Here is a 25,674-nt window from a genome sequence, read left to right on the forward strand (position 1 = left end):
TAGAAAAAAGTAAGAGAGTATCTCACTAGAAACTCTCTTGCTTTTAATAACTATTTATTTTCTTCAGCTTGTTTAGCAAGAACACGATCATTAATCTTAACAAATGGCATATAAATCAAAACGCCTAAAATTAAGATAACTAATTGAACTAAAACAGCTTTCCAATCACCCGCTGTTGCTAAAAATGAACTCAACAATGGTGGAATGGTCCATGGTACTTGAATCACACATGGGCTAATGAATCCAGTAACTGTTGCAATATAACTAATCAAAATACCTAATGCAGGTACCAAAACAAATGGTACAGCCATTGAAATGTTATAAACGATTGGATAACCAAAGATTACAGGTTCGTTGATATTAAACAAACCAGGCGCAAATGATAGCTTAGCAACGTTGCGTGTTACGCTGCTCTTACCAACAATAAAGGTTGCAAGTAATAAACAAATAGTAGAACCAGAACCACCCATTAGGCCAAAAGCTTGAACTTGAGAAACATTAATAATATTTGGAATCTTTTCTCCAGCATTATAAGCTGCAATATTTTCAGTAATATTGATAATCAATAATGGTTCTAGAATTGAACTGTAGATAACTGATTGATGAATACCAAATAACCATAATAAGTTACCTAAAGAATATAAGATCAAACATCCCCAAAGACCTGTTCCAATATGACGTAATGGTTCTTGGATGAAAGTTGTAATCAAATTAATCATATTCATGCCAGTTAAGTTGTAAAGTGTTGCAGAAACTACTGCAAATAAAGACATGATAATGATAATTGGAATTAAAACACTAAATGAACGTCCAACTGCAGGTGGAACACTGTCACCTAAGTTTACTTGTAGTTGCTTAATATTAGAAATTTTAATAAATAATTCGGTCGCAATCAAAGCTGTAATAATTCCAGCAAACATTGCACCTGTTCCTAAGTTAGTAAATGGTAAAACAGCAGATACATCAACTGCTTTTTTAGCACCATCTGGCACAAGTGAGACCGTATTTGGCATCATAGCTACTAAAGCAGCTAAAGAAATCATAGCTGCTGCTAAGGGATTTTTATATTTTCTGTTTTGAGCTAAGAAATATCCCACAATCGCAGCAATCAACAAACTAGAAATATTAAGGGTTGCATTAGTTAAAACTACACCCCAATATTGAATGTTAGCTAATGTTTTCCCTGAAAAAAGCCACGTGAAAACGGTATTATTTAATAAGACAGCTAAACCGGCTAAAATGTATAATGGCATAACAGTTGCAAAAGCATCGCGTAATGAACGTAAATGAATCTGATTGCCTAGTTTAACTGCAAACATCGTAAATTTGTCGACAAATTTTGTATTCTCTGTTGACATTAAAAATCTCTCCTTTATTCTATGTAGATTTATGATAAGGCTTTCTTGTTATCACATAAATAAGTATAACGCTTTATTTTTTAATGTCAATACTTTTGTTTGAAAAGTATATATTTAATATAAAAAGTATATACTTTTAGAAGAAAACGATTTTATTTTGTGCTATAATAAAAGTAAGCAAATTCAAGAAAGGAGGCACATTTCAATGTCTACAAAATACGAAACAATAATTAATGAATTGAAAAAAAGAATCGACCAAAAATTTTATCAACTAGATTTGCCTTTACCTAATCAAAATGATTTAGCTAAAGAATTCAATGTCAGTCGCATGACTGTAAAAAAAGCTCTAGATACATTGATTAACGAAGGTTTACTTTACTCTAAACGTGGAGCTGGTACGTTTATTCGCAAATCTTCTGCCAATCAAAGAATTTCTTTACCTGTCAATGAACATTCAGGCCTAAGTAAAAGCTTGGCTCAAAGAATCGAAAGTCAAATTATTTCGTTTAATGTTACTTTCCCTAATCAAGAAGTATGTGAAAAACTTGAAATTCAATCAACTGATCCTATTTATGATATTTTACGCTTACGCTTAGTTAACCATGAACCTTTTGTACTAGAACACACCTATATGCCAACTAACTTAATTCAGGGGCTTTCTCAAGAAATATTGAAAAAATCAATCTACAACTATATTGAAAATGACTTAAAACTTACAATAGGTGATGCCTTTAGACAAATCACTGCCGAAAAAGCCACTTTAATTGATTGCGAATATCTCAAAGTTGAACCAACCGATCCTATTTTACAGGTTAATCAAATTGTCTACTTAAAAAATGGTCAACCTTTTGAAACATCTACTAGTCGGCATCCTTATAATAAACATATTTATACAATTTTTGATCGTAAAAAATAAACAGTGTAGCACAGGCTACACTGTTTATTTAGTTTGCATAATGCACTATTTCGATTAAATTTTCATCTGGATCTTTGATTGTTACTGCAAAGCATGGGCCAAATGCTCCGGTTGCTTGCTCGTTTACTTTTACGATTGATACAAAGTAACTTTTCAAATGATTCAAAATAGCACTTGGCTGATCAGCACTGACGATACTAAAAGCACAACTGCCTACACTTGGGTTTTGAGGCAACAATTCTTCTTTTGCCAGACTCAAAACCAAAAGCTGTTGACCTAATTTAAAGGTTTTAGTCGTTGGTGTCTGGTTGACTAAAGCCAAATCAAAGACTTCATGATAAAAACGTGCACTTCTTTCTAAATTTTTCGTATATATAACTAAACTATCTATCCGTTTGATTTTCATAATGATTCTTCTTTCCAATTAAATAATTGACGATACAACAAGCCGATTCCTAAACAAGCCACGATTGCTTCAGCACATGGAACAGCAGCCCAAACACCTTCTAAACCTAAGAAATATGCCAATGTAAACAAAGCCATTAACAAGATGACATATCCTCGACCTAAAGACATTACAAAGGCACCACGTGGTTGATTAATGGCGGCTAAAGACATCATGATTACGATGTTAAAGTTTGAGAAAAAGACACTCAAAAAATAAATTGGCATCCCGCTAGCCGCATATTTAACAAGTGCTTGATTTTGTTCAGCATTAAAGGCTGCGATGATAGGATATTTGAAAAGCAACAAGACGATATAAGAAGCTATCGCCAATCCTAGACTCACCTTTAAACCAAGTAAAATAGCAGCACGCACATTGGCAAGTTGATGTTTCCCATATTCACGGCTAGCAATTGGTTGCACACCTAAAGCCACACCGTTAAATAATGCCAACACGACAATCCCGATATTTGCGATTACCCCATAAGCAGCAATCGCATCATTACCAGCTAGTTTAAGCAAAATCCAGTTAAAAGCAAAAATGCTCACGCCTGTACTCATCTCAGTAAAAAACGATGGTCCCCCAATTTTGGCAGCTGCCAAGAGTTCTTTAGGACGTGGTAAAACAAAACGCAAACTCAAAGTACGTTGTTTAAAATGACGATGATTAGTCAAGACAAGTAAACTAATTGCTGGAGCAAATAACGTTGCAATCGCAGCGCCTTCCATCTTTAGCCCTAAACCAAAAATCAAGATCCAATCAACAATAACCACAAAAATCGTTTCAGTCAAAGTCGCAATCATTGTCAACTTCGGATTACCATCGTTACGCACAAAGTTTAAGGCAACGTAATTACACATAAATAATGGACCAGAAAATGAAATGATCCGCAAATACATTGTTGCTAAATCGATAGTTTCAGAATTAGCCCCTAAAAAGTGTAAGATTTGATGCGGAAAAAGATTGGCGCAAAACGCAAACAACAACCCTAAAACCGCACAAAATAATAAAAGCTGACTAAACAAGTCCTTTACTTTTTTAGGATTATTAATTTTATTTAGTGAATAAAGAGCCGATCCCCCTATTCCAAATAATAATCCAATCGAATTAAAGACATTAAAAACAGGTAAAACTAGATTTAAAGTCGTCAACCCCAATGCCCCAGCAGCTAAGGCAATAAATAAAGTATCGACGATGACATACATCGAAACTCCTAGTGAAGCAAAGATGTTTTTTACTATGTATTGTCTCACCTCATGCTTAATTTTACTTACTTCATTCAATTCTTTTCTCCTTAAATTCTTTAATATACTTACATTTTAAGCTAACTTTCACTAAATTGTGCAATGAATTTTTTCATCAAGGGTGTTGTTAGCTTATCTTTAGGCCAAATCAAGGCCATTTGTGTCTTCCATGAATCTTGCTTGACCGGAATAATGCGTGTTAAGCCTTTAGCATTGAGCTTAGCAATCGAGCTAGGTACCAAGGCTAATCCCATATTCATTTCAGCCCAGCGAATTGCGGTTCTAGCATCATCACAGCGCACTGCGATAAACGGATTTAAGCCATAATGCGTGAAAGTTTCTTTAAAGATAGTCGAAAACCTACGATAAATAATCAACGGATACTGACTAAGCGTTGTAATATCAAAGCTTTGTGGCAAGTTAGCTAAATCAGGATAGTTATTAGATACCACAACAACCATCTCTTCTTGTGCAAAATAATGTACGTTTAACCCTTGAGCATTAAACGGTGTACGTACAATAGCTGCATCTAACAGTGAATGTTGTAATTTATCAATGATTCCAAACGTATTATCTTCATAAATTTCAAAGTTAACATCGGGATATGCTTGGCAAAAGACTTGCAAATTAGCATTTGGCATCACATCACCAGACGATGAAACCGTTCCTAGACTGATTGTACCAGTAGTCCCATTTGAGTGTTTTTGAACCCGCGTGCGTGCCAATTGTTCAAGATCAATGATTTGTTGTGCATATTTAGCTAGAAGTTTGCCTTCTGGAGTTAGTTTAATACCACGTGGGGTACGTTCAAATAATTCTACGCCTAATTCTTTTTCGAGCATTTTTATCTGATAGCTAAGCGGTGGTTGCGAAATATTTAGCCGTTTAGCAGCCGCAGAAAACTGCTTTTCTTCAGCGATTGCCAAAAAATACTCCAGTTGCTTAAAGTTCATTTTCATTACTTCCTTTCGTCTGCGTCTTTTATTATAACATTTGATATATTTTTTTTGGATATTTGTTGACTAAAAGTTGTATTTTCAATATAAATGAAAAAATGGTAGGATTATTAATGAAATTTTCAGTAATCTATTTTCAGAAAGGAAGTTCACAATGGTTAGTACAGTTGTGACTATGTTACTTGTCGGGGTTTTTGCTGGCACAATGGGGGCCATCTTAGGTATTGGTGGTGGAATGATTGTCACTCCAATTGTAACGATGTTATTTGGTTTAGACATCAAATACGCAATTGGAGCAAGCATCATCGCTGTTATCGCCACTAGTTCTGGCTCAACCATCGCTTTTTTACGCGATGACGTTTTAAACTTACGAGTTGCGATGTTTCTTGAAATTGCAACTACAATTGGGGCCATCTTAGGTGCGATCTTAACTGGCATCGTTTCAGCAGGCATTCTTTATTTCTTATTTGGTTGTTTATTAATCTTTTCTAGCTGGAACATGTATCGTAAATTACGTGGAAATAATGAAGTTTTGAATCGTGCCAACCCCGATAAATTAGCTGCAAAGTTCAAGCTCAACAGCTCTTATTACGATAAAAACTTGAAAAAACAAATCGATTATCAAGTGGAAAATATTCCGGGAGGCTTTGCAATCATGTTAGGTGCCGGCTTGGCATCTGGTATGCTTGGAATTGGTTCTGGTGCCTTTAAGGTAATGGCAATGGATAATGCGATGAAGATGCCACTTAAACCGTCTAGCGCCACTAGCAACTTAATGATGGGCGTTACGGCTGCGGCTAGTGCGACCGTTTATTTCTTTAACGGTTCAATTCGCCCTGACATCGCTGTTCCTTTAGCATTAGGCATCTTAGTCGGTGCAACTATCGGTAGTCGAATCATGCAAATCTTACCTTCACGTATCATTCGGATGGTCTTTATTCCAGTGTTATTGTACTTAGGTTTGCAAATGGCATTAAAAGCGTTTGGGGTGAATATCTAGTATGCAAAAAAACAATAACGTCAAAGACGAAATGGCACAAGTTGAGATTATCATCGGCAAAATCATGCGCATCGGTGTTTTAATCGCAGCAATTGTGATGATTATTGGCTTAGTCATGTTTTTCATCAATGGTGGTGGCGGTTATGTAAACAACGCCTTTCCAACGACTTTAAGCAGTGTCATCAGCGGAATCACCCATGGTAAAGCATATGCCTTGATGATGGGTGGAATCTTTTTATTGATACTGACACCAGTTTTACGGGTAGTTGTTTCAATCTATGCTTTTATCGTTGAAAAAGATACACTCTATACTTGGATTACAATCTTAGTTTTAGTCATCTTAATCATCAGTTTCATCATTGGTCATAACTAAAAAAACAGGAACTTGAACAAAATCAAGTTCCTGTTTTTTATTACTGAATTATCCAACCACCATCAATTGGAACGACTGCTCCGTGAATATAGCTTGCGTTAGGTGAAGCTAAATAAAGTGTCAAATCAGCCACTTCACTTGCGGCTGCCCAACGTTTAACTGGTGTTTTAGCGGCAACTTCTTTAGCCATTTGACCATCATTTTCTAAAAAGTCGGCCCGATTCATTGGCGTATCGATGGCCCCTGGTGCAATGCAATTAGCTCGAATGCCACAACTTGCATAATCATAAGCCAACTGCTTGGTATAACCAACGATCGCATGCTTAGCCGCACTGTAAGCTGCTCCTCCGCCTCCAGCAACCAAACCTGCAATCGAAGCCATGTTGATTATCACACCAGCTTTTTTCGCCAACATATTGGGCAAAAATTCATTAGTCAATAAAAACATACTTTTAACGTTAGTATCAAAGACTTTATCCCATAACTGTTCGCTGGTGTCTAAACTAGACGTATAGTCATCTAAAATTCCGGCTGTATTTAACAAGATATCAACAGCATCTAGTGTCGTTAAGACTTTGGCAGCCAATGCCTTAATCTGTGTACCTTGCGTTAAGTCTGCAGGATAAAAATAAAAAGATTTCGGATAAGTTTGCAATATGGCTTGAATGTTAGCATTAGCTTGCAAATCTGTGCCAAACACATAGGCACCTTGACTTAAGAAAGCCTGTGCTTGTGCTAAGCCAATCCCAGAGCCACAGCCTGTCACAACCACTTTTTGGCCTTTTAATTCAGGATAAACAGGCATTAATCCACCAACTTCCAATCATCTGCCAAAACATCACACGAAGTCGGCATAAATTGAGATAATGCCGGTTGTTCTTTAGTTTTAATCATTAAGTATGGATTAATTTTTTCTCCATTAAGACAATGATCTGTCACAACGAAAATATATTCTTCACTGCCACCCCAATTAGTGCGGACAGCTTTTTTGCCCGCTTTTAAGGCTGGTAAAACTTCTTCAAATGTCATTTTCTTCACCTATTTTGTTAAGTCCATTTTTTGGCTGACCATCCAGACAATGATTGCACCGATAGTCATTGAGATAAATTCACCTAAAGCTACGGTAAAGTAAGTCCACCAAAACGGCGCATTAGAAATTAAGTGTAATTCTAACGCTACACTCCACATCATCAAAGTACAAATAACGACTGTGATTGCGAGCTTTAATGGTACTGATTTAACCTTTTGACTCAAGTAACGACTAATCACCGTCATCACCAAGGTACCTAACGTTCCAAAAATCACGTCAACCGCACCTAAAGATGACCAAATATTAGCCAATGCACAACCAAGAGTCACTGCCCAAATGTATCGCTTGTTAAAGACAACCAAGTTATTGAATGCCTCAGACAAACGAATTTGAATTGCGCCATAACTCATAAAAGATAAGGCTACCGTCAAAACGGCATATAATGCAGCTACGATCCCAATTTTGGTGAGTTCGACTGCCTTTACATTTGTTTTTGTCATAAGTATAACCTCCTAGTTTTTTTAAGTGGGATGTTTACGAACCACTTTTATTTAATTTTGGCGGTCAAAAACCGCTTGTTCCAGTATACGCAAAAAAACCGCCTGTGACAAGCCACAAACGGTAATTTCTAAATTATTCCCATGTAATCAAGGTACTCTTGGCCCCAGAATAAATCGTTAAGAAAGCTGGCATCAAGCCACTAGTAAGCTGAATTTGTGGACAGCGTTTAGTCAAAAATTCTTGCCAATCTGCTAATCGTTCTTCATCGGCTGTCAACAATGTGACGGGCAAAATCTCTGGGTGAGTCAGTAGATAATCTTCGATTTTTTCACCAAATTTCTTCATTCGCAAATGCGTATCTAAAACCTCAAGTTCCCCAGTATCGCTAAAGCGCAACAATGTTTTAGGTTTTAACAAAGCATTACTTACAAAATTTACCCCATTTGAAATCGATCCGGTCTTCTTTAGTCCTTTGAGATTGCCCAATATCAACAAAGTTTTAAGTTTAGCACGATATTTTTCTAACATATTCAAGATAGTTGCACTGTCTACACCATCATTAGCCAAAGTCGCTGCCAGACAAGCTAGTTTTCCTTGAGCCGGTCCAAACGTATATGTATCAAAAATATGGAGATTAATTCCGCCTAAATCACAATTTTTAGCATAAGCCATCAAGTTAGAACCAATCCCGCTGATGCTGTGAGCCAAATGGATCCAAATGATATCTTTAACACCTGGTTGTTTGAACTTTTGAATCACTTCATCGATCTGTTGTAAAGACACTTGTGCTTCAAAGATACTGTTATCTTGTTGTTCCATGATTTGCATCACACTTTTTAAGTCGCCTAATTCTTTTTCATAATAGGTAGTTTCACCAAGCACAAATGGGAGTGAGAAAACTTCGATGTCCAGTCGCTGACATTCTTCATCACTTAAGCATGCAGCATTATCAGTAATTATAATTGTTTTGTTCATCAAATACTCTCCTTTATAGTAGTGCTAAAAACACCAACAACAAGCCTCCTAAGACACTAACTAGCAAATAAAGCCAAGCCAATAAGTAGCGCCGATTAGAGACAAGTGCTAACAATTCAACATTAAAGGTTGAAAATGTTGTATATCCGCCTAAAACTCCGGTACCTAAAACAGCGTAGACACTTGGTGGACAAAAGCGAAAAACTAACCCCAAAATAAATGCCCCACTCAAGTTGATTATTAACGTTGCCAAAGGAAACAAGGTCATAAAATGTTGTTTGAAATAAGTTGTTATCAAATAACGTAAGCAAGCTCCGATAGCTGCGCCTAATCCAACTGCTAGTACAATCATCGACCTTGCCCCCTTAACGCCAGTTTTTGTGCACAAATCAATCCCAACAAGGCACAACTAAAGCCTCCTATCAGACTAATTGCCAAATAACACAAACTAGCTGTCATTGTAGAAAACTTATAAAAATCAAGCATCAAGGTTGAAAAGGTCGTAAATGCACCCACAAAACCAGTGCCTAACCCAAGACAAAGCCAATCTGCCAATAATGAGCGTTCGATAATATAATACGTAATAAATGCTAACAAAAAACAGCCCAATAAATTGACAAACATGGTTGCTTTAAAGCTAAGCCAGGTAGTCAAAAGATAACGGAAACTACCACCAAAAAAAGCAAAAAACGCTACACTGGCAAAATTTTTAAAACTCATCTTTTCTCTCCTAAATTTAGCAATTCCTACAAAATATGATACCGCCAAAGAATTTTTAGTGCAACCACACAAAATAACCCGAGAAAATATTTCCCGGGTTATTTTTTCAAATATTTCTGTTTATATGAACAATCAAATATGTCAATTCTTCACCACTAACTTTGTAATGATAATTGATATCAATAAACTCAACTAATTTGATAGCAATACTAGCAGCTTTAGTATAAGTGTTCAAAATATGCTCTTGCATAATCATATCTGTACTTTCTAATTGACGCTGACTCAAAAGACGCTCAACAAAAAATTTGAGATGTGTTACCAATCTTTGATAACTGATGCTTTGACTATCAAGCTTTGTTCCTACTTGCAATCTAATAATTGTCATCAACTCATTTAAAAGTTTAGTAACTCTCATACTATCATATTCTTGAGTAGTATTTTTTTGTGCATTAATAATGTGAAAAGCTATATTAGCAGCTTCTTCCTTAGGAAACGTCTCATTTAATTGCTCTTCAATAACCTTTAAAGCATAACATCCTACATCAAACTCTTTGGGATAATAATTTTGTACTTCCCAGTAAAGCTTATTTTGAATTTGAATATTTTCTTTCAAACGTTCCAAAGCAAATTTCAAATGATCAATCAAAAAATACATTAGATTTTTGTTCAATTCATCAGCAATTTTTTCTTCAGCATAAGCAATTATTAATTGAACAACCTCAACTAATTCTGGAGACACTTCAGCTAATAATGTCGCAAAATTACTAAATTGAGGGGCATCAGCAGGTAAAAACATTTTATCAATTTCTTGTCTGTTTAATTGTTGGCCTGCTTTTTTCCCAAATCCAATGCCTTTTCCTAACGCAATAATGTCTTTATTTTTTTTATCTTGCGCCAAAACAACACTTGAATTTAGTACTTTTTTGATTACAAGCATTTTTATCCCCTCCTTTAGTTTCTATGCTAAAGCTTTTCACCATTAGATGCAATCACATCTTTATACCAGTAGAATGAATCTTTGCGGTAACGATCCAAAGTACCATTGCCTTCATCATCTTCATCAACATAGATAAACCCATAGCGTTTAGACATTTGTGAAGTTGATGCACTAACTAAATCAATGCATCCCCAACTTGTATAGCCCATCAAATCAACGCCTGCTTCTACGGCTTTCTTCATTTCAGCAATGTGTTCTTTGAAATAATCGATGCGGTATTGGTCATGAATCGTACCATCAGGATTTAAAGTATCTTGTGCTCCCATACCATTTTCAACGATGAACAATGGTTTTTGATAACGATCATAAAGTTCGATTAAAGAGATACGCAATCCCATTGGATCGACAGTCCAGCCCCAATCAGTTGCCTTAAGATATGGATTTTTACCACCAACAATCGTATTACCACTTGTCATCTCTAAGCCACTTTCATCAGCAGCGGCAAGTAATGACATATAGTAACTAAACGAAATGAAATCAACTGGATATTTTTGTAACGCCTCTAGATCTTGCTCCGTCATTTCGATGTTTAGATTATTTTTCTTGAAAAATTCCAAGACCAAGCGTGGATAGTATCCTTTAACCTGGACGTCTGTTGGTAAGTAGTTCATCATGTTTTTATTTAAAGCAGCCAACACATCTTCGGGCTTACATGTTGCTGGATAAGTTGTCAACTTGGTTAACATACAGCCAACTTGGCTTCCTGGAATCATTTCATGACACATCTTAGTTGCCAAAGCAGAAGCTACAAATTGATAATGCAAAGCTTGATATTCATCTTGTTCAAGATTTTGACTACGATCAGGAATGATACCAGCCGAAGTAAATGGATGACGGGTAACACTATCAATTTCATTGAAGGTCAACCAATACTTAACATCTGGTAGACTTTCAAAACAAGTTTTACAAAACTTCAAGAATTCATCAATCATAGAGCGATCAGCCCAGCCATTACACTTCAAGCTCAAATGCAAAGGCATTTCATAATGCGAAAGAGTCACAAGCGGTTCAATGTTATACTTTTTAAGTTCTTTGACGAAATCTTGATAGTACTTGATACCGGCTTGGTTAGGCGTTTTTTCATCGCCATTTGGATAAATTCGTGACCATGCGATTGAAAAACGCAAGGTCTTAAAGCCCATTTCAGCATAAAGTGCGATATCTTCTTTATAACGATGATATCCATCGATTCCACGGCGTTTTGGATAATAGGTCGCCGTTTTATCAGCGATTGCTTTGGCAATATTTTCTGAAGTTACCTTAACTTGATTTTTATAGTCTTTGACATCAACATTAGGCTTATACATTGCAACATCAGCAACAGATAAACCTTTGCCATCAACATCAAAAGCTCCTTCAAATTGGTTAGCAGCAACAGCGCCACCCCATAAAAATCCTTCTTTAAATCCCATTTGTATCTTTCCTTTCATTTTAAGCTCCTACTGGAAGCAAAACTTGATTATCATTAGCTTGGGTAATCACCATAATAACGGTTGGATCAAAACCTTCTTCTTTGATTTTATCTAAATCAAATTCAACTAAAACATCACCTTTTTTAACCATTTGTTCTGTTTTAACCTTAACATCAAAATATTTCCCTTTAAGTTGCACTGTATCTAAACCTATATGGAATAAAATTTCAGAACCACCCATGGTCTTCATTCCAACTGCATGACCAGTTTCATAAACCATTGTTATTTCACCATCAATAGGAGCTTTTAATTGCCCATTAGTTGGTTCAAATGCTACACCTTCACCTAATACACCACTTGAAAACACTGTATCATTAACATCTTTTAAAGCAATTTGCTTTCCTTCTACTGGAGCAACTAATTTTTCTACTTCAGCATTGTTAAGTACTACTGGTTCATCATTTTTTTCTTCTTCGATTTCTTCAGAAACTTGGTCAGACCACAAGAAGTAACCTAAAATAAATGATACAACAATTGAAGCAACAAAGCCCCAAATTGCATGTACAAGATTAGATGGATCGTTTTTATCAACATACATTGTTAAACTTGCAATACCAGGTCCTACTAATGCAAATGCACGTACTGCTAAAATTCCAATAAAACCACCACAAACTAAACTACTAATCATAACACTCAACAAAGCACGCTTATTTTGTAAAGTAATACCGTATAATGCTGGTTCTGTGATTCCAAATAAAGCAGAAATCCCTGCAGAAATAGCTGTTGCACGCACTTTTTCATCTTTTGTCTTTAAAGCAATTGCAAAGCATGTTCCACATTCAGAAATATTATGAGCCAAAGATGCTGGGAGATATAAAACTTCTTTACCCATAGCACTCATAGATGACACTGCATAAGGAATCATTGCTTTGTGCATTCCGGTTGCAACCATCAAAGGTAAAACTGCTGCTAAAATAGCTGTTGCAATCCAACCAAAGTGATTAAACAAGAATAAGATAACACTAGTAAATCCTTCACCAACAACATAACCAAGAGGTCCTAAGATTAACAAAGTAACTGGAACGGTGATTGCCATACACAATAATGGTACAAGGAAAATTCTGACTGGCTTTGGACAATATTTGGTAATATATTTTTCCAATAAAGCATAGAATAAAACAGTCAAAATAGCTGGAAATACTTGTGATGAATAAGTAATATTATTTACACCCATTCCAAAAAGATTAATCCCTTTACCTAAAGCTGTCACCATATCTGGGTAAACAAAGCAACTCACAGTCGAAACGGCTACTAAGACGTTAACATTTAACTTTTGTGCAGTCGTTATCGCAACTAGTAATGGTAAGAAATATAGCGGCGCAGAACCAACAAAATTCAATACTTGGTAAACATCGCCTTTTTCATTAACCCAACCAAAAAGCGCAAACAACATCAACAGAGATTTTAAAACCCCACCACCTGCAATGGCTGGAACGAGCGGTTGGAAAATCCCAATAACAAAATCTAATAAGACTTCATACCATTTTTGTTTAGGAGCATTGCCTGCTTTTTTATTACCATCAATTTGTCCGACTTGTGCTTGAACTTCATCAAACATTTCAACAACATTGTTGCCAATAATAACTTGGCATTGGCCTGTAGCTATCACTGCACCTAAAACACCATCAATTTGTTTAAGACCATCTAGATCAACTTTATCAAAATCAGCTAAACTAAAACGTAATCTTGTAGAACAATGCAAAATTTTAACGATATTTTCTTTACCGCCAACCTTTTCAATAATTTGTTTTGCACTAGCTGTATAATCCATTTTTGTCATTCCTTTCTATGCTTAGAAAAGAACATGTCTTTAATCTATCTGGGCCCTAGATAAATAAAAAAAGGACCTAAAGCTAGCGTAGTGCACACTGATACTTTATCAATGTCTCAACGCTATCTCTAGATCCTGCCTGCTTTACCAGTCACATGTCTTTTAATAACTAAATAATTTTCTTTACGAAAATCATTCTAGCTCACCAAGAAAACGTTGTCAAGAAAAAATTAATCGTTTTCTTTAATTTTTTCTTGCAAATACTTAGCCAACTCATTTTTTGGTTTATAGCCGGTTATCTTTTCTTTAGCGACTCCATTGATAAATAAGATGAGTGTTGGCACACTCATGATATGATATTGTTCGACTAGAGTAGCTACCTTTTGGACATCGACTTTACAAAAAGCAATATCTTTAAATGCGCTTTGCTTGGCTAAACGCACCAACACATCTTCTAAGATAGGACACCGATTGCACCAAGGTGCGTAAAATTCGACTAAGGTCAATTTGGCTGGTAAATGCTCAAAGGCTTTTAGATTAGCAAGCTCACGCATAAATTCCACCTACTCTTCGTTAAAGATAAACTTATTGATGACTTCGGCGATTGCATCGTGATTGTTGTCAGCACTTGTCACATAGTTTGCTTCTTGTTTGACAAAATCACGACCATTAGCGACACATACACCTAAACCAGCGGCCTTGATCATCGATAAGTCGTTGCCATTATCACCAATTGCGATGATTTCACTTGGTTTAATTCCTAAAATCTCACCTAAACGAACGACAGCTTGCCCTTTATCGGCGGTTGGATCATTAAATTCGATATAACGATCAGAAGAATATGTGATATTTAATGGTGTTTTGACATGTTCTTCAACATAAGCATGCATCTCATGGCGTTTGGCTTCTTCATCAATGTTAAAAATAATCTTGGTAATTGGTTCGTCTTTTAAAAACGCAATATCTTGTTGAGTTGGTTCTTCCCAACCATCAACACGTCCGGCCAAATAATCGATTTCGCCTTGGTTAACGTTCCACATATACAAGGTTGACACCGTATAAACGTGAATACATACCCCAGCTTTTAAACCGATTTCAAATAATTGTTTAACGACATCATAAGGCATCGCTTGCACATCGACAACGCGCAAATCTTTATTTTCAACGATTGTAGCTCCGTTAAAGGAAATCACATATTGATCTGGCTTTTGAACTAAATCTAGTGTTTCTAAGTTATCTTGAATCGTTAAGAAATTCCGTCCGGTGTTAGGCACAAAATATACCCCTGCTTGGCTAGCTTTTTTGATAGCTGCGACAGTCTTTGGTGAAATCTCTCTTTGATCATTTAATAATGTTTCATCCATATCACAGGCAATTAACTTGTACATTCTAATCAACCTCACTAACTGCTTTAAAGAAAACGTTTATTGTACATATACAATTTAATACACCTCTGCCAAAAAAGCAACTCTAAGCTGTCAGTAATCTTAATAAAATCCTAAACTTTGAACGCTCTTGACTTTAAAACTCTATCAACTATACTTTATTTCACTGACTATTTTTAAGGATGTGTTTTTTTATTCATGAGTTTTTATCAAATGTTACAACTAGACGTAGGTCCGCTCAAACAACGCATTGCCAAAGCGCAGACTAAAAAAGAAAAATACACTTACCTAGCAGCGCTCATCGTGCGTGACATCTTGTTGGTGTTATTTGCCATTTTATTTGTGGCTAGTTTTGAAATGCTGTTTGGCAAAGTCAATACTCCAATGGCTATCGTTATCTTTTGTGCCTTATTAAGCATTCGCTTCATTGATTTTGGCTATAATATCTACGATTCGCTCATCTCACTTGGGATTGTGTTTGGTTTATTATGGTTTTCACCACTTGTCATGCAGCATATCTCAGGAATAGCCGGTTTAATACTTAACTTTTTGTCTTTATTGATCATCTTAATCCTAACTAGCGATCATCCTACGATGGGAAATGCTGGATTATATATGTTTGGCTATGTTTTTTTAACAGGTAGTAAGCTAAGTAAGGTTCAATGGATTGCACGTGGTGAAATGACGCTTTTAGGTTTTATTTTATGTGCTATCGTGCTTTACCGCAATCATGCTCACAAGCATCCTGAAAAATCGGTTTTCCATCTTTTTTCACGCTTTAGCTTGAAAAATGCTAAAAATCGGTGGCAATTTCAAATTGCATTTTCTTTAAGTATCTTGTTTTTATTAGGACACTACTATGATTTCAATCGGTTCATGTGGATTGGCTTTGCCTGTTCTTCATTGATTTGTGGTTATCAAATGGACTTGACTGAACGTTTTAAACAAAGGGCTTTGGGTGTTATCTTAGGCTCATTGCTATTCATGGTAATTTATCATTTCACACCGCATAAATTCTTATTTTTATTTGGCCCAGTAGCAGGATTGTGCTTAGGCTTATGTTCACATTACTATTACAAAACAATCTTTAATTGTTTTGGTGCACTTTTAGTTGCGACTAGCATCTATGGCTTGACCGGTGCAGTTGAGTTGCGCATAATCAATAACATTTTCGGTTTAATTTTTGGATATTTGTTTTTTGCAGTTTTTCAATTCATTGCAAAAGCCGTGAAAACATCTCAGAATTAATCCCACATTTTTGCAGAAAATTATGTTAGAATTTAGTTGTAAATAATATTTAACAAAGGGGAATCGTAATTGGATATCTTACAAAATCTTTATGGACCATTTTTCGATATTGAAAACTGGCGCGCTGTGATCACTTCTGGTGAGGATTGGTTAATCATCTTATCACTGGTTTTGATCGAATGTATCTTATCCGTAGATAATGCGATTGTGTTAGCAGCCCAAACACAAAAATTACCAACTAAAAAAGAACAAGAAAAATCCTTGTTTTATGGGCTATGGGGCGCTTATCTTTTCCGTTTCTTACTCATCGGAGTTGGTAGTTACCTGATTCATTTTTGGGAAATCAAAGTTATCGGGGCTTTATATTTAGTTTATCTTTCAGTAAATCACTTCTGGAAGATGGCTCATCCCGAACGTGTTAAACGTAAAAAAGGCAAGAAAAGAAAGCCAATTTTACCGCTGTTTTGGTCGGTGGTTTTGTCAATTGAATTGATGGACATTGTCTTTTCTGTTGACTCAATTCTTGCATCACTTGCAATCTCGCCTAATCCGGTCATTGTCTTGATTGGGGGCTTGATTGGGATCATCTGTATGCGTGGGATTGCCGAAGTTATCATGCGTTTGATGGACATAGTGCCCGAATTAGAAATCACGGCTTACTTCTTGGTTGGTTTAATCGGGATTAAATTGTTCTTGACGATTCCAATGATTGAAATTGAAATTCCAGCCGGGATTTTTGGCGGGATTGTCCTAGCCTTATTGGCTTTGACCGTTGTCGCACACAAATTTCGTGATCAACGTTAACTAAAAAAACTGTAACAAAAATCAGATGTTACAGTTCTAAAAATAAAGAGAAAGCCTATGAAAAAATGTTTTTTCATAGACTTTCTCTTTTTTAGTATTTTATATTTGCTCGTTTTAGACATTGATGAATATACTTTCGAATTTCTTCAGAATTAGCTAAGTCATATTTTTGGGCGACTTTGCGATAATAATTTTTGATATTTTCTTTCGTAATAATCTCTGTCGCCCGTGAATTATCATGATACCCTTCACGAGCTTTCATCCAAGGTTCCTCAACATGTGTAATACTTTCTAAGATCTTTGCGCCATAGATACCAAAAGTCCCAACTAAACAATCGATTAATTCTTTTTGTTGTAAAGTTAGTTTTTCTTTTTGCTGACTAAACATTATAAATACGGGACTTTCAATTGGATTATAGCTAAATTCTTTAAAAATATCATACACTTCACGATACACTGGTCCATGTACCCATGCTTCACAATCTTCCTTAAAAAATTGTTCATCATAGCGAGCTAAATAAAAAGCTTGCGTAAAATATAACATTTTTTGTAACATTAGTGGCGTGATTTCCTCTAATTTATCAAATAAATAACCAATTACTCCCCGAATTTCATCAGAAAGACTGTCAACTTTTTCAAGATCTAGAATTTGTTTTTTAGCTTTATTATAGGCATTTTTGCTTATCTTAGCTTTGTTTTTAATCAATAGCTTCTCAAAATAGCTCGGTGAACTCAAAGCAAGTTTCATAATATCAGAATACCGCTTAGAAGGTATTTGGCCTTCGAGATAACGACTAAGCGTTACTTCACCAAATCCCAAAGCCTTGCCAAGAGGTGCTTTCCCTAAATCATAAATAACCAGCAGACTTTCAATTTCAGGAACAGTTATTAAATCTTCAGCTTTACGATACTGTTCATCAATTTCTTTAATATTTTTATCTATTAAGCCATGTGGATTAACCTCTTCACCACAACAACGACAAACAGCAATAGTTATCTCAAAATGATATTCTTTCCCTCTTATTTCTTCTGTAACAGTTTCTTTACCTAATTCATACGGTTTAACTGTACGACAAGTTGGACAAAAAATCTTATGCTCCATGATTCTTCCTCCTTTGAATTAGACTCTTTATTTAAACGGATAATTTAATTGATACTTCTGTTCATGGAAAGAAATAATAATTACATATTGGTTGTCTAGTTTATTAATTTTAATATACAAGGATACATTTCTTAAATTCTCGCTTGTTCTCTCAAGTAATTCAACTTCTTTTCCAAAAATATATAATAATTCATACTCATATTCCGGATGATGATTACGCACAATTTGTGAAAAATCCTGAACTGTTAAACTTAATAATATTTTTCTAGCCTTAGCTTCATTTAACATATATCTCCAAAAAAGCTTATTATTATCTTCTCGACGCTTATTTCTAGATATCTGATAATTACCTTCTCTAATGGCTTTTTTCACTTCGTTTAAATAAGCTTCAACCTCTTTTTTTGTTTTTTTCACGTTGTCACCTTCGTACAAAATGATAGCTTTTTTAAAAATTCCTATCATCAAGATAGAATATATCTTGCATTTTGTCAATCAAAAATGGCTTATACACAAGCAAAAAGCTCCTCTTTAAAGGAGCTTTACTTTCTTTATTATACTTTTTTAATCGTCATGGCAATGCCCATGCCACCACCGATACACAAGGTAGCCAAGCCATTTCGGGCAGTTGGGCGCTTGGTTAGTTCATGAACCAAGCTCACAAGGATGCGTGCCCCAGAAGCGCCGATTGGGTGTCCTAAGGCAATTGCGCCCCCATTGACATTGACTTTTTGTTGATCTAAGCCAAGTTCATAAATATCGGCTAACGCTTGGGCGGCAAAAGCTTCATTTAACTCGATTAAGTCAATCTCATCTAACGTTAAATCAGCTTTTTTGAGGGCTTTTTTGACTGCAGGCACCGGACCTAAGCCCATGACTTCGGGATTTACCCCCGCTTGGCCCCAGCCAGTCACTTCGGCAAGCAACTCCAAGTTATATATGGCAGCGGCTTTTTTAGTCGTCAACAAGACCAAAGCTGCCCCATCGTTAATCCCTGAAGCATTGCCTGCAGTAACTAAGCCATCTTTTTTGAAGGCTGGGCGTAATTGTGCTAGCTTAGACAAATCAGGCGTGCGTGGATGTTCATCTTCGGTAAACCAAAAGCTACCTTTTTTACTTTGAATCTCAACCGGGACAATCTCATCTACAAAGCGTCCACTTTCTTGCGCTTGCTTAGTCTTTAATTGTGATTGATAGGCATATTCGTCTAGCTTAGCGCGCGTTAAGTTATATTGGTCAGCCAAGGTTTCAGCCGTCAAACCCATGTGCTGATGACTAAACGCATCTTCTAAGCCATCGTATAACAAGCTATCTTCTAGGCTAACTTGGCCCATCTTGGCTCCAAAGCGCACATTTTTTTGCAAGTACGGTGCATTGCTCATGCTTTCGCTTCCGCCCGCTATCACGATTTGATTATCGCCAACCATGATAGATTGAATTCCGTTTAAAATAGCGCGCATTCCTGAACCACAAACCATATTGATGGTGGTAGCTGGCACTTGCCAATCGAGTCCAGCATTTAAGGCGATCTGGCGTGCCACGTTTTGACCTTGGCCTGCTTGTAGAGCCGAACCGACCAAAACTTCATCGATGGCGCTTGCTGGCAAAGCCGTTTGCTTTAAAAGCTCGTTTAACACACACGTTCCTAGCTGAGCAGCGCTTTGTTGGCTTAAAGTACCACCAAAACTCCCAATTGGTGTGCGTAAGGCTTTAGCAATATATACTTTTTCCATGTTTTCCTCCACAGCATCTCATTATGCTTTCATGATACAAAAATCTACGCGATTCGACAATCTTTTTATCAAAATATATATAAAGATTTACAACAAAACCCTCCTAGAAACTCTTTCTAAGAGAGCTTTTTATTAACTTAATGTTTCGGATACACGTGGATAAAGGGTTGTGCTCCAAATCTCAATTGTGCGATTTTCCGTTAGTGGAAGCTTTTGCTTGTTATAAATTGTCCGCCACCATTCCCATGCCAAGCCGGTCGCTTCTTGAGCAACTATACGTAAATTACGTGCATTGCTTGGAAGTTGCAAGATTTCTTGCCAATGAGCAGTCAAGTTATACCCGTTTTTATCCCAAGTCTTATGAGTCGAGATTTCGTTACCCTTATCATCGTAGCTGACTTCATCTCAATCAATATAGAAACATGCTACGTAAGCACCTGAGTGATCAAGTGTTAAGCTAAAGCTAGGATAGTTGGTTGCTGTGATTTCAATATAATCAGAAGTACCATTAATATTTGAGCCAATCACTGATAAATCGGCAGTATTGTTGCTAAGGCTCTTTTTTCACGCTTAACGACTGTGAAAGTTCCATTATCTAGCTTGCTGCTAGTCGATACAATGATTAGTAAGTTTTCCCCATTTTGCGCAAGAAGTTGGTCAGCTTGATAATTAAGCCCATAAATATAATCGTTAACGTCTGTTGCACTAGCTGCTTTAACACTCCCCATACTTGGAGCAACAAGAGCACTTAACAATAAGGCACTGGCCAAAAAATATTTGAACTTCTTCATAATAAGCGCCCTCTTTCATCTATACCAATCTTGATAAAGTTATTTTTTTAACTCTAAAAATACTGTTTTACCAAGGGTTATAAACAACTTTTAAACAGATATCTTATCTGTATATTTACAATAACAAAGGGCTAAATTGCGCACAATATATTTAGCTAAAAAATTTCACTTTGCCTTGTCACTTTGAAATAAAAAAGATAGAAAAAATTCCCGTAACGCAATATTACGAGAACTTACTTATTTTTGATATTCTGCGATTAATTTATCTAAGACTCTTTGCACATCAAATTGCATGATGTCTTGACTCTCAGGACGAACATCTGTGGCTAACAGCCGATCTGCCCAAGCACTTGCAGGTTCATTAAGTGCCATTCTAAAACAATTATTGTTACAAATAACTTCTATTGGAACTGTATTCGAACAAACACAACGTAAGTTTTTAGCTTGATATTCAATCATTGTTAATGAAAAGCCTTCATGTAACGATGGTAAAATTCCTGCATCAAAAACACTCATTAAAGCTCCAATGTCAGAACGCAAACCTAAGAATAAGACATTATCAGCCACACCTAATTGCTTGGCGTAATCCTTGAGTTCGGTTAAATAGCTGTCTTTACCTGTTCCAACTACGACTAAATAAGAATGTGGGCGTTTTTGGCAGAGAGCTTGTAGGATCTCAAGGCTCTTTTTATGATTTTTGACTTCATCCAGACGAGCAACATGTCCCACTAAAAAGGCATCGTCAGGCAGGTTATGTTCCTGTAAGAAAGTTGAGCGCGCCATTGTTTGTGCCCGAAAGGCGATGATGTCAATCGAGTTTGGTAGATACATGACGTTTTTAGGTGAAATCAAGCGCTCTGCATCTCGTTTCATCTCTTCGCTTAAAACAAACGAGGTCAAGTTGTTGTTTTCGATGTGATAACGTAAACTATCAACCCAAACATTCCCAAAAACATCGATATAACTTGGGATATTAATGTGGTGCGTGTAAAAGAGCTTAGCCGCAAACTTCTGTCGTGGCAAGTAGTTGCTTGTTTGCATGTGCAGATGCAAGACATCATAATCTAATTGATTGAGCAACTGCTTGGTGCGCCACTTGACAAATAACTTGCGTTGCAGACGATGCCAAGGCTTATGGTCGTTATGTTTAAATAACGAAATCACTTCGATACCATTTTCTTCTAAGCGTCGTAAAAGATGATTGTCGTCTTTAAAATAGACAAGTAATTTGCCATCGATACCCCGTTTTTTCATCTGAATTAAGTATTCAACAAACATCGTCTCGGCCCCACCAACGTTTAAGCTGTATAAATATTGTAAGACTTTCACTGTTTTTCCTCACTTCACGCACTAAATTCTTTTTTAACTATACTCAAAAATGCCAAAAGATTCAAGCAATCTCAAAATACCTTTATGATAAGCTTGCACAAGCCACTTTAGGGTGCTAGAATGAGGCCAACAAAGTAACTAATTTTAGGGGGAGTGCTTTGATGGAAAAAGAACTAAGAAAACAAGCTTATGAACTAATCAGCCAATTTCAAACTAGCTTCAATGAAATGCCACGACTAGCTGGCTATGACGCAGAGGTTAAAGAGCTAATCGTAGACACTTTAAAAACCTTAGAAAATCCTAAGGTTAGCTACAAGGATTCCGATTATGCAATAGCTCGCTTTTATGCCAGAATCAGCAAGCTCATTGGCTTTGGCAGCATCGAAATTTCTGAGCAAACCAAGCAAGATTGGCGCGCTTTTAACCACTTCTTTTACTCGGATGCGTTAAACGATGTGCGTGCGGTCGGTGGACCATTGCTTAGCTAAAAGACACAAAAGGCGACTATAACCAAAAGCGGTTTATAGTCGCCTTTTCAATTATCTTTATGAAAGCAGCGTTACAATTCAAGTTGCCAAAAGTAATTTATTTAGTATACCAGCGCAATTTTTCGTCAGCTAATCACCTTATTTTGCAACAAAAAATCCCGCGCCTAACTGAACAAGTTAAGCGCAGGATAACTAAAGCATGGAATACTATTATGACAGGTATTATTTTTTCCAAACTTCCATAGTTAAAATTTCTCTGAAACTATTCGTTATTTCCAATCTTTTCAAGAGAATTAATTAATGTAGTTCCTTTTATTTTAAAGGATTGCATTGCTTCACTCTTGGAAGAATATACATATTCTTCGGAAGTTTTATCTTTTCCAGCTACCACTACTACTTTCAATTGAACAATTGAACCTTCTGGTATAGGTTGCTTATTCCCATTACTATCTGTATATCTAAGTTCTGAAATATCAATTGAGCGTTCTCCTGCCGCACATATATCTCTATATCCGTCTTGATGGCAAACTATTTTAGCACTATTTTCTCCACTTTCAATAGAGCAGATAACATCCATCTTTGCTACAAATGCACCTTTATTTTTTAGTCTGAAATATCTAATTATATCCATGTATATATCCTCCTTATAATGTTTTTACATATTGAACTAAATTTTCAAATTTTTCATCAAATTTTGGACCATACTCTACGTCGTCTATTCCTACGTAAGAAAAAGAATTTAAACTAATTACTGTATTAGTTCCTTTTTTTACCCAAGCACCGCCGGAGCAACCGCCCCCCATATTATTTCCTGCCATTTTTAAAATACCATTTGAATATAAATCCTCGACCTTATCTGTGACTGATACCATTCTATGGCCTTCATAATAATTGCTAGGATAACCAAATGCAGTTGTCTCTCCTGTACTTACATTAAGATCATAGTCAAGACAAAAATCACCTTGATTCTTCTTAGAAATCACACCAAACCCATAATCCCAACGATAGTTTTTTTCTTTATACCACATTGTTTTAAGAGCCAATGTACTAATCGGATAAATTTTAGCAGACCAACCGGAATCATATTCCAACTGAAATAATACATTATCTGACCATTCGCCCGTTTCTTTGTTTCTTAAACAATGAGCTGCAGTTAATATTAAATTTTTTTCTCCGCAAAATTCTGCCGTTGCCACATAATCGTTACCTTCACGAGTAAAGAATAGTTTACCTCCAGCTTTATATGGCTCAGTTCTAACCTCTACGGGAATAACTTTTCCACCAAGATTATTGTTGTTTTTTTCTATTGGATGCTCTGGTTTTAATTCTATAACCATAGGGAGCGCATTTTTCATACGTTCTTTTGTCCAATAATTTTTGACTTGTAAAATATTTTTTTCCTCAAAAAAAATTGCTTCATTTTCACCACTAGATAAATGTCTAAATCCCATACATTTTCCTCCTTGGTTACGTCCTATTTTCTCAAAATTCTCCCTTATTTTATAAGAATTTTAGCATCTATACTTTAAAAGTCACCTACTTTCCTGGCAAGTTTCATATATTTTTGAAAACTCCCTTTTATGTATAAGTTTTCTTTTTTTGACTATCTTAAGGTTGAAAATTTTTATTGCCCCTTATCCTAGAAAGCCAGATTTAAAATAAAATCTCCAAAGTTCAAAAAGAAATAAAAAAATACTTCAATTTTAAAAAAATGAATACTGTGAATATATTTTAAAAAATATCATTAATCACTGATTATCTTACAATAATATTTTAAGAAGATTAATAAGGTTTTTCAAGTGTTATACTTCGATTTTTTTCGATAAATATATCTATTTATTGAGAAATTTTTTCCTATATGATTTTTCAGCAAAACCTCCTTCATCGAGATTTCGGGAAAATATTAAAATGCTCTCTATATTACTATATTCAAAAGCTAAAAAAGGCTTAATTCAACATTTCCTACTTTACAACGAAGCAAAACCTCGTTTTTATTTCTTTGTTTAAACTTTTGTGGGACAGCTTCAGACATCTCAAGTGGAACAATTGGTTGTTGCATCATAAAAACCTCCAGTTTTACTATTTGAATTTAGTATAGCTGGAGGGAATAAGATATTCTATATACCTTGTTATTGGGCGCTTACACTATACTATTGGGGAATTACAAACAAAAAAGCTCTCCTCACCGGAAAACTCCAGTAAAGAGAGCTCAAATATCAAAATTAATAAATTTTAACCTTTGGTGATTACTTTATCAGTCCGACTTAACAAAGAGCAAAAAAGTAACTTTAGTTTTATAGGTTAAAATTATTTACCATAATAACCATAGTAGCCATAATAGCCCTGATTTTCTTCAGGAACATCATTTAAGATAAAGCCTAAAATCGGTGCATGCACATGATCTAATAAAGCTTTAGCTTGTTTAACCGCATCTTTTTCAGTCTTACCTTGACGAACGACTAAAACGGTCCCATCAACTTTAGTTGCGATTAATTGGGCATCTGTGGCAGAAAGCAATGGTGGTGCATCATAGATCACTAAATCAAGTTGTGATCCTAAGGCTTCAATCAAATTCTCCATTCGCTTAGAACCAATTAATTCTGAGGGATTAGGTGGCACAGGACCACTTGGCATTACAAAAAGATTCTTAACGCTAGTTTCATAAATGATACTATTTACGTTTAAACCGCGATCAGTTAAAAAATTCGTTAATCCCTTTGTATTACCAATGTCAAAAGTTGCTCCCACAGTTGGACGCCGTAAATCAGCGTCCACTAATAGAGTCTTTAAACCTTGTTTTGCAAAACTTGCAGCTAAATTCCCAGAAACAGTAGACTTTCCTTCTGAAGCAGTTGATGAAGTCAAAACAAGACTCTTATATTCCTTATCAACGTTGGAAAATTGGATATTCGTACGAATTGTATTAAATTGTTCAGTATTAGACGATTTTGGAGAAGAAACGGTAATCATGCGAACACCATTTTCCATACTTGAGCGATCAAGTTGTTTCTTTTTCTTAAATAAGTTCATCCTTTAATC

31 protein-coding genes and 1 riboswitch are annotated in these 25,674 nt (G+C 35.8%); of the genes, 6 read left to right on the forward strand and 25 right to left on the reverse strand.

Going from position 1 to position 25,674, the window contains the following annotated elements; translation table 11 throughout:
- Positions 1-50: 50 nt before the first annotated feature.
- Positions 51-1,358 carry a PTS sugar transporter subunit IIC gene (locus tag QM017_RS07365; protein ID WP_178196939.1) on the reverse strand — a complete coding sequence of 436 codons (1,308 nt, stop codon included), beginning with the start codon at positions 1,356-1,358 and terminating at the stop codon, positions 51-53.
- Positions 1,359-1,563: 205 nt separating this feature from the next.
- On the opposite strand from QM017_RS07365, the gene QM017_RS07370 reads away from it, so the two are divergent.
- Positions 1,564-2,274, forward strand: coding sequence for a GntR family transcriptional regulator (locus tag QM017_RS07370; RefSeq protein WP_282709318.1), 711 nt, complete (start codon positions 1,564-1,566; stop codon positions 2,272-2,274).
- Positions 2,275-2,302: 28 nt separating this feature from the next.
- Here QM017_RS07370 and QM017_RS07375 read toward each other — a convergent pair whose 3' ends face one another.
- The 3 genes from QM017_RS07375 to QM017_RS07385 are packed head-to-tail and all read right to left on the reverse strand — an operon-like array spanning position 2,303 to position 4,916.
- A complete protein-coding gene (locus QM017_RS07375; RefSeq protein ID WP_178196935.1) occupies positions 2,303-2,680 on the reverse strand; it encodes a VOC family protein in 378 nt (125 codons plus the stop codon).
- On the reverse strand, positions 2,677-4,002 hold the full coding sequence (locus QM017_RS07380) for an MATE family efflux transporter (protein ID WP_282709319.1): 1,326 nt from the start codon (positions 4,000-4,002) through the stop codon (positions 2,677-2,679). Before QM017_RS07380 ends, QM017_RS07375 begins: the two co-directional genes overlap by 4 nt.
- A gap of 41 nt (positions 4,003-4,043) precedes the next feature.
- Positions 4,044-4,916 (reverse strand): LysR family transcriptional regulator, encoded by an 873-nt coding sequence (locus tag QM017_RS07385; RefSeq protein ID WP_178196931.1) that lies wholly within the window; start codon positions 4,914-4,916, stop codon positions 4,044-4,046.
- Between the two features lie 157 nt (positions 4,917-5,073).
- Here QM017_RS07385 and QM017_RS07390 point away from each other — a divergent pair, with 157 nt between their 5' ends.
- Together QM017_RS07390 and QM017_RS07395 are read left to right on the forward strand one after the other, a co-directional pair.
- On the forward strand, positions 5,074-5,919 hold the full coding sequence (locus tag QM017_RS07390; RefSeq protein WP_282709320.1) for a sulfite exporter TauE/SafE family protein: 846 nt from the start codon (positions 5,074-5,076) through the stop codon (positions 5,917-5,919).
- Between the two features lies 1 nt (position 5,920).
- Positions 5,921-6,292 (forward strand): DUF1634 domain-containing protein, encoded by a 372-nt coding sequence (locus tag QM017_RS07395; protein ID WP_178196927.1) that lies wholly within the window; start codon positions 5,921-5,923, stop codon positions 6,290-6,292.
- 40 nt (positions 6,293-6,332) lie between these two features.
- Here QM017_RS07395 and QM017_RS07400 read toward each other — a convergent pair whose 3' ends face one another.
- From QM017_RS07400 to QM017_RS07450, 11 genes are all read right to left on the reverse strand, one after another.
- Complete coding sequence (locus QM017_RS07400) at positions 6,333-7,097, reverse strand: 3-oxoacyl-ACP reductase (RefSeq protein ID WP_282709576.1); 765 nt, start codon at positions 7,095-7,097, stop codon at positions 6,333-6,335.
- Entirely contained in the window at positions 7,097-7,321 is a 225-nt protein-coding gene (locus tag QM017_RS07405) for a DUF2829 domain-containing protein (protein WP_178196925.1), read from the reverse strand. Before QM017_RS07405 ends, QM017_RS07400 begins: the two co-directional genes overlap by 1 nt.
- A 9-nt stretch (positions 7,322-7,330) precedes the next feature.
- A complete protein-coding gene (locus tag QM017_RS07410) occupies positions 7,331-7,822 on the reverse strand; it encodes a QueT transporter family protein (RefSeq protein WP_282709321.1) in 492 nt (163 codons plus the stop codon).
- A gap of 6 nt (positions 7,823-7,828) precedes the next feature.
- Positions 7,829-7,873, reverse strand: a riboswitch (PreQ1 riboswitch).
- Positions 7,874-7,955: 82 nt separating this feature from the next.
- Positions 7,956-8,798 (reverse strand): DegV family protein, encoded by an 843-nt coding sequence (locus tag QM017_RS07415; RefSeq protein ID WP_282709322.1) that lies wholly within the window; start codon positions 8,796-8,798, stop codon positions 7,956-7,958.
- A 13-nt stretch (positions 8,799-8,811) separates the two neighbouring features.
- The gene (gene crcB, locus QM017_RS07420) at positions 8,812-9,150 is read right to left on the reverse strand and encodes a fluoride efflux transporter CrcB (RefSeq protein WP_282709323.1); all 339 of its coding nucleotides are present in this window, start codon (positions 9,148-9,150) and stop codon (positions 8,812-8,814) included.
- A complete protein-coding gene (locus tag QM017_RS07425) occupies positions 9,147-9,518 on the reverse strand; it encodes a CrcB family protein (protein ID WP_178196917.1) in 372 nt (123 codons plus the stop codon). Before QM017_RS07425 ends, crcB begins: the two co-directional genes overlap by 4 nt.
- Positions 9,519-9,624: 106 nt before the next feature.
- Positions 9,625-10,455 carry a PRD domain-containing protein gene (locus tag QM017_RS07430; protein ID WP_282709325.1) on the reverse strand — a complete coding sequence of 277 codons (831 nt, stop codon included), beginning with the start codon at positions 10,453-10,455 and terminating at the stop codon, positions 9,625-9,627.
- A gap of 26 nt (positions 10,456-10,481) precedes the next feature.
- Positions 10,482-11,927 (reverse strand): family 1 glycosylhydrolase, encoded by a 1,446-nt coding sequence (locus QM017_RS07435; RefSeq protein ID WP_282709577.1) that lies wholly within the window; start codon positions 11,925-11,927, stop codon positions 10,482-10,484.
- Between the two features lie 19 nt (positions 11,928-11,946).
- On the reverse strand, positions 11,947-13,758 hold the full coding sequence (locus QM017_RS07440) for a beta-glucoside-specific PTS transporter subunit IIABC (protein ID WP_282709326.1): 1,812 nt from the start codon (positions 13,756-13,758) through the stop codon (positions 11,947-11,949).
- Between the two features lie 230 nt (positions 13,759-13,988).
- Positions 13,989-14,312, reverse strand: a complete 324-nt coding sequence (locus tag QM017_RS07445; RefSeq protein ID WP_282709327.1) for a thioredoxin family protein — start codon at positions 14,310-14,312, stop codon at positions 13,989-13,991.
- A 9-nt stretch (positions 14,313-14,321) separates the two neighbouring features.
- Positions 14,322-15,146, reverse strand: a complete 825-nt coding sequence (locus QM017_RS07450; RefSeq protein WP_282709328.1) for a Cof-type HAD-IIB family hydrolase — start codon at positions 15,144-15,146, stop codon at positions 14,322-14,324.
- A 195-nt stretch (positions 15,147-15,341) separates the two neighbouring features.
- Here QM017_RS07450 and QM017_RS07455 point away from each other — a divergent pair, with 195 nt between their 5' ends.
- Both QM017_RS07455 and QM017_RS07460 read left to right on the forward strand, forming a co-directional pair.
- Positions 15,342-16,391, forward strand: a complete 1,050-nt coding sequence (locus QM017_RS07455) for an FUSC family protein (protein WP_282709329.1) — start codon at positions 15,342-15,344, stop codon at positions 16,389-16,391.
- Positions 16,392-16,460: 69 nt separating this feature from the next.
- On the forward strand, positions 16,461-17,195 hold the full coding sequence (locus QM017_RS07460; protein ID WP_178196905.1) for a TerC family protein: 735 nt from the start codon (positions 16,461-16,463) through the stop codon (positions 17,193-17,195).
- A 91-nt stretch (positions 17,196-17,286) separates the two neighbouring features.
- Here the strand turns inward: QM017_RS07460 and QM017_RS07465 are convergent, their stop codons facing one another.
- The 6 genes from QM017_RS07465 to QM017_RS07490 form a co-directional block, all read right to left on the reverse strand.
- Entirely contained in the window at positions 17,287-18,297 is a 1,011-nt protein-coding gene (locus QM017_RS07465; protein ID WP_282709330.1) for a type II toxin-antitoxin system antitoxin SocA domain-containing protein, read from the reverse strand.
- A gap of 27 nt (positions 18,298-18,324) precedes the next feature.
- Positions 18,325-18,711, reverse strand: a complete 387-nt coding sequence (locus tag QM017_RS07470) for a type II toxin-antitoxin system MqsR family toxin (protein ID WP_282709331.1) — start codon at positions 18,709-18,711, stop codon at positions 18,325-18,327.
- A gap of 137 nt (positions 18,712-18,848) precedes the next feature.
- Positions 18,849-20,027, reverse strand: coding sequence for an acetyl-CoA C-acetyltransferase (locus QM017_RS07475; protein ID WP_282709332.1), 1,179 nt, complete (start codon positions 20,025-20,027; stop codon positions 18,849-18,851).
- A gap of 132 nt (positions 20,028-20,159) precedes the next feature.
- On the reverse strand, positions 20,160-20,399 hold the full coding sequence (locus QM017_RS07480) for a thiol-activated cytolysin C-terminal domain-containing protein (RefSeq protein WP_282709578.1): 240 nt from the start codon (positions 20,397-20,399) through the stop codon (positions 20,160-20,162).
- 152 nt (positions 20,400-20,551) lie between these two features.
- Complete coding sequence (locus QM017_RS07485) at positions 20,552-20,818, reverse strand: thiol-activated cytolysin family protein (protein ID WP_282709333.1); 267 nt, start codon at positions 20,816-20,818, stop codon at positions 20,552-20,554.
- 237 nt (positions 20,819-21,055) lie between these two features.
- Positions 21,056-22,147: a glycosyltransferase gene (locus QM017_RS07490; protein ID WP_282709334.1), complete on the reverse strand. Its 1,092-nt coding sequence runs from the start codon at positions 22,145-22,147 to the stop codon at positions 21,056-21,058.
- A 161-nt stretch (positions 22,148-22,308) separates the two neighbouring features.
- Between QM017_RS07490 and QM017_RS07495 the strand changes: the two genes are divergently transcribed.
- Positions 22,309-22,635, forward strand: coding sequence for a hypothetical protein (locus tag QM017_RS07495; RefSeq protein ID WP_282709335.1), 327 nt, complete (start codon positions 22,309-22,311; stop codon positions 22,633-22,635).
- 262 nt (positions 22,636-22,897) lie between these two features.
- Here the strand turns inward: QM017_RS07495 and QM017_RS07500 are convergent, their stop codons facing one another.
- From QM017_RS07500 to QM017_RS07515, 4 genes are all read right to left on the reverse strand, one after another.
- Entirely contained in the window at positions 22,898-23,266 is a 369-nt protein-coding gene (locus tag QM017_RS07500) for a hypothetical protein (protein WP_178196895.1), read from the reverse strand.
- A 13-nt stretch (positions 23,267-23,279) separates the two neighbouring features.
- Positions 23,280-24,086, reverse strand: coding sequence for a hypothetical protein (locus QM017_RS07505; RefSeq protein ID WP_282709336.1), 807 nt, complete (start codon positions 24,084-24,086; stop codon positions 23,280-23,282).
- 485 nt (positions 24,087-24,571) lie between these two features.
- Positions 24,572-24,694 carry a hypothetical protein gene (locus QM017_RS07510; protein ID WP_282709586.1) on the reverse strand — a complete coding sequence of 41 codons (123 nt, stop codon included), beginning with the start codon at positions 24,692-24,694 and terminating at the stop codon, positions 24,572-24,574.
- Between the two features lie 248 nt (positions 24,695-24,942).
- Positions 24,943-25,665, reverse strand: a complete 723-nt coding sequence (locus QM017_RS07515; protein ID WP_282709337.1) for a CpsD/CapB family tyrosine-protein kinase — start codon at positions 25,663-25,665, stop codon at positions 24,943-24,945.
- Positions 25,666-25,674 lie beyond the last annotated feature (9 nt).

The sequence above is a fragment of the Ligilactobacillus sp. Marseille-Q7487 genome (assembly GCF_949152225.1).
In the GTDB taxonomy this organism is placed as follows: domain Bacteria; phylum Bacillota; class Bacilli; order Lactobacillales; family Lactobacillaceae; genus Ligilactobacillus.

Bases quoted from the DNA above. Each gene is read 5' to 3' on its own strand.
- QM017_RS07515 (WP_282709337.1), bottom strand. From the start codon at position 25,665: ATGAACTTATTTAAGAAAAAGAAACAACTTGATCGCTCAAGTATGGAA.
- QM017_RS07435 (WP_282709577.1), bottom strand. From the start codon at position 11,927: ATGGGATTTAAAGAAGGATTTTTATGGGGTGGCGCTGTTGCTGCTAAC.
- QM017_RS07375 (WP_178196935.1), bottom strand. From the start codon at position 2,680: ATGAAAATCAAACGGATAGATAGTTTAGTTATATATACGAAAAATTTA.
- QM017_RS07475 (WP_282709332.1), bottom strand. From the start codon at position 20,027: ATGGAAAAAGTATATATTGCTAAAGCCTTACGCACACCAATTGGGAGT.
- QM017_RS07495 (WP_282709335.1), top strand. From the start codon at position 22,309: ATGGAAAAAGAACTAAGAAAACAAGCTTATGAACTAATCAGCCAATTT.
- QM017_RS07440 (WP_282709326.1), bottom strand. From the start codon at position 13,758: ATGGATTATACAGCTAGTGCAAAACAAATTATTGAAAAGGTTGGCGGT.
- QM017_RS07370 (WP_282709318.1), top strand. From the start codon at position 1,564: ATGTCTACAAAATACGAAACAATAATTAATGAATTGAAAAAAAGAATC.
- QM017_RS07390 (WP_282709320.1), top strand. From the start codon at position 5,074: ATGGTTAGTACAGTTGTGACTATGTTACTTGTCGGGGTTTTTGCTGGC.
- QM017_RS07500 (WP_178196895.1), bottom strand. From the start codon at position 23,266: ATGGATATAATTAGATATTTCAGACTAAAAAATAAAGGTGCATTTGTA.
- QM017_RS07365 (WP_178196939.1), bottom strand. From the start codon at position 1,358: ATGTCAACAGAGAATACAAAATTTGTCGACAAATTTACGATGTTTGCA.
- QM017_RS07465 (WP_282709330.1), bottom strand. From the start codon at position 18,297: ATGGAGCATAAGATTTTTTGTCCAACTTGTCGTACAGTTAAACCGTAT.
- crcB (WP_282709323.1), bottom strand. From the start codon at position 9,150: ATGATTGTACTAGCAGTTGGATTAGGCGCAGCTATCGGAGCTTGCTTA.
- QM017_RS07415 (WP_282709322.1), bottom strand. From the start codon at position 8,798: ATGAACAAAACAATTATAATTACTGATAATGCTGCATGCTTAAGTGAT.
- QM017_RS07505 (WP_282709336.1), bottom strand. From the start codon at position 24,086: ATGGGATTTAGACATTTATCTAGTGGTGAAAATGAAGCAATTTTTTTT.
- QM017_RS07430 (WP_282709325.1), bottom strand. From the start codon at position 10,455: ATGCTTGTAATCAAAAAAGTACTAAATTCAAGTGTTGTTTTGGCGCAA.
- QM017_RS07455 (WP_282709329.1), top strand. From the start codon at position 15,342: ATGAGTTTTTATCAAATGTTACAACTAGACGTAGGTCCGCTCAAACAA.
- QM017_RS07410 (WP_282709321.1), bottom strand. From the start codon at position 7,822: ATGACAAAAACAAATGTAAAGGCAGTCGAACTCACCAAAATTGGGATC.
- QM017_RS07385 (WP_178196931.1), bottom strand. From the start codon at position 4,916: ATGAACTTTAAGCAACTGGAGTATTTTTTGGCAATCGCTGAAGAAAAG.
- QM017_RS07425 (WP_178196917.1), bottom strand. From the start codon at position 9,518: ATGAGTTTTAAAAATTTTGCCAGTGTAGCGTTTTTTGCTTTTTTTGGT.
- QM017_RS07405 (WP_178196925.1), bottom strand. From the start codon at position 7,321: ATGACATTTGAAGAAGTTTTACCAGCCTTAAAAGCGGGCAAAAAAGCT.
- QM017_RS07395 (WP_178196927.1), top strand. From the start codon at position 5,921: ATGCAAAAAAACAATAACGTCAAAGACGAAATGGCACAAGTTGAGATT.
- QM017_RS07510 (WP_282709586.1), bottom strand. From the start codon at position 24,694: ATGCAACAACCAATTGTTCCACTTGAGATGTCTGAAGCTGTCCCACAA.
- QM017_RS07485 (WP_282709333.1), bottom strand. From the start codon at position 20,818: ATGAAGAAGTTCAAATATTTTTTGGCCAGTGCCTTATTGTTAAGTGCT.
- QM017_RS07450 (WP_282709328.1), bottom strand. From the start codon at position 15,146: ATGTACAAGTTAATTGCCTGTGATATGGATGAAACATTATTAAATGAT.
- QM017_RS07400 (WP_282709576.1), bottom strand. From the start codon at position 7,097: ATGCCTGTTTATCCTGAATTAAAAGGCCAAAAAGTGGTTGTGACAGGC.
- QM017_RS07445 (WP_282709327.1), bottom strand. From the start codon at position 14,312: ATGCGTGAGCTTGCTAATCTAAAAGCCTTTGAGCATTTACCAGCCAAA.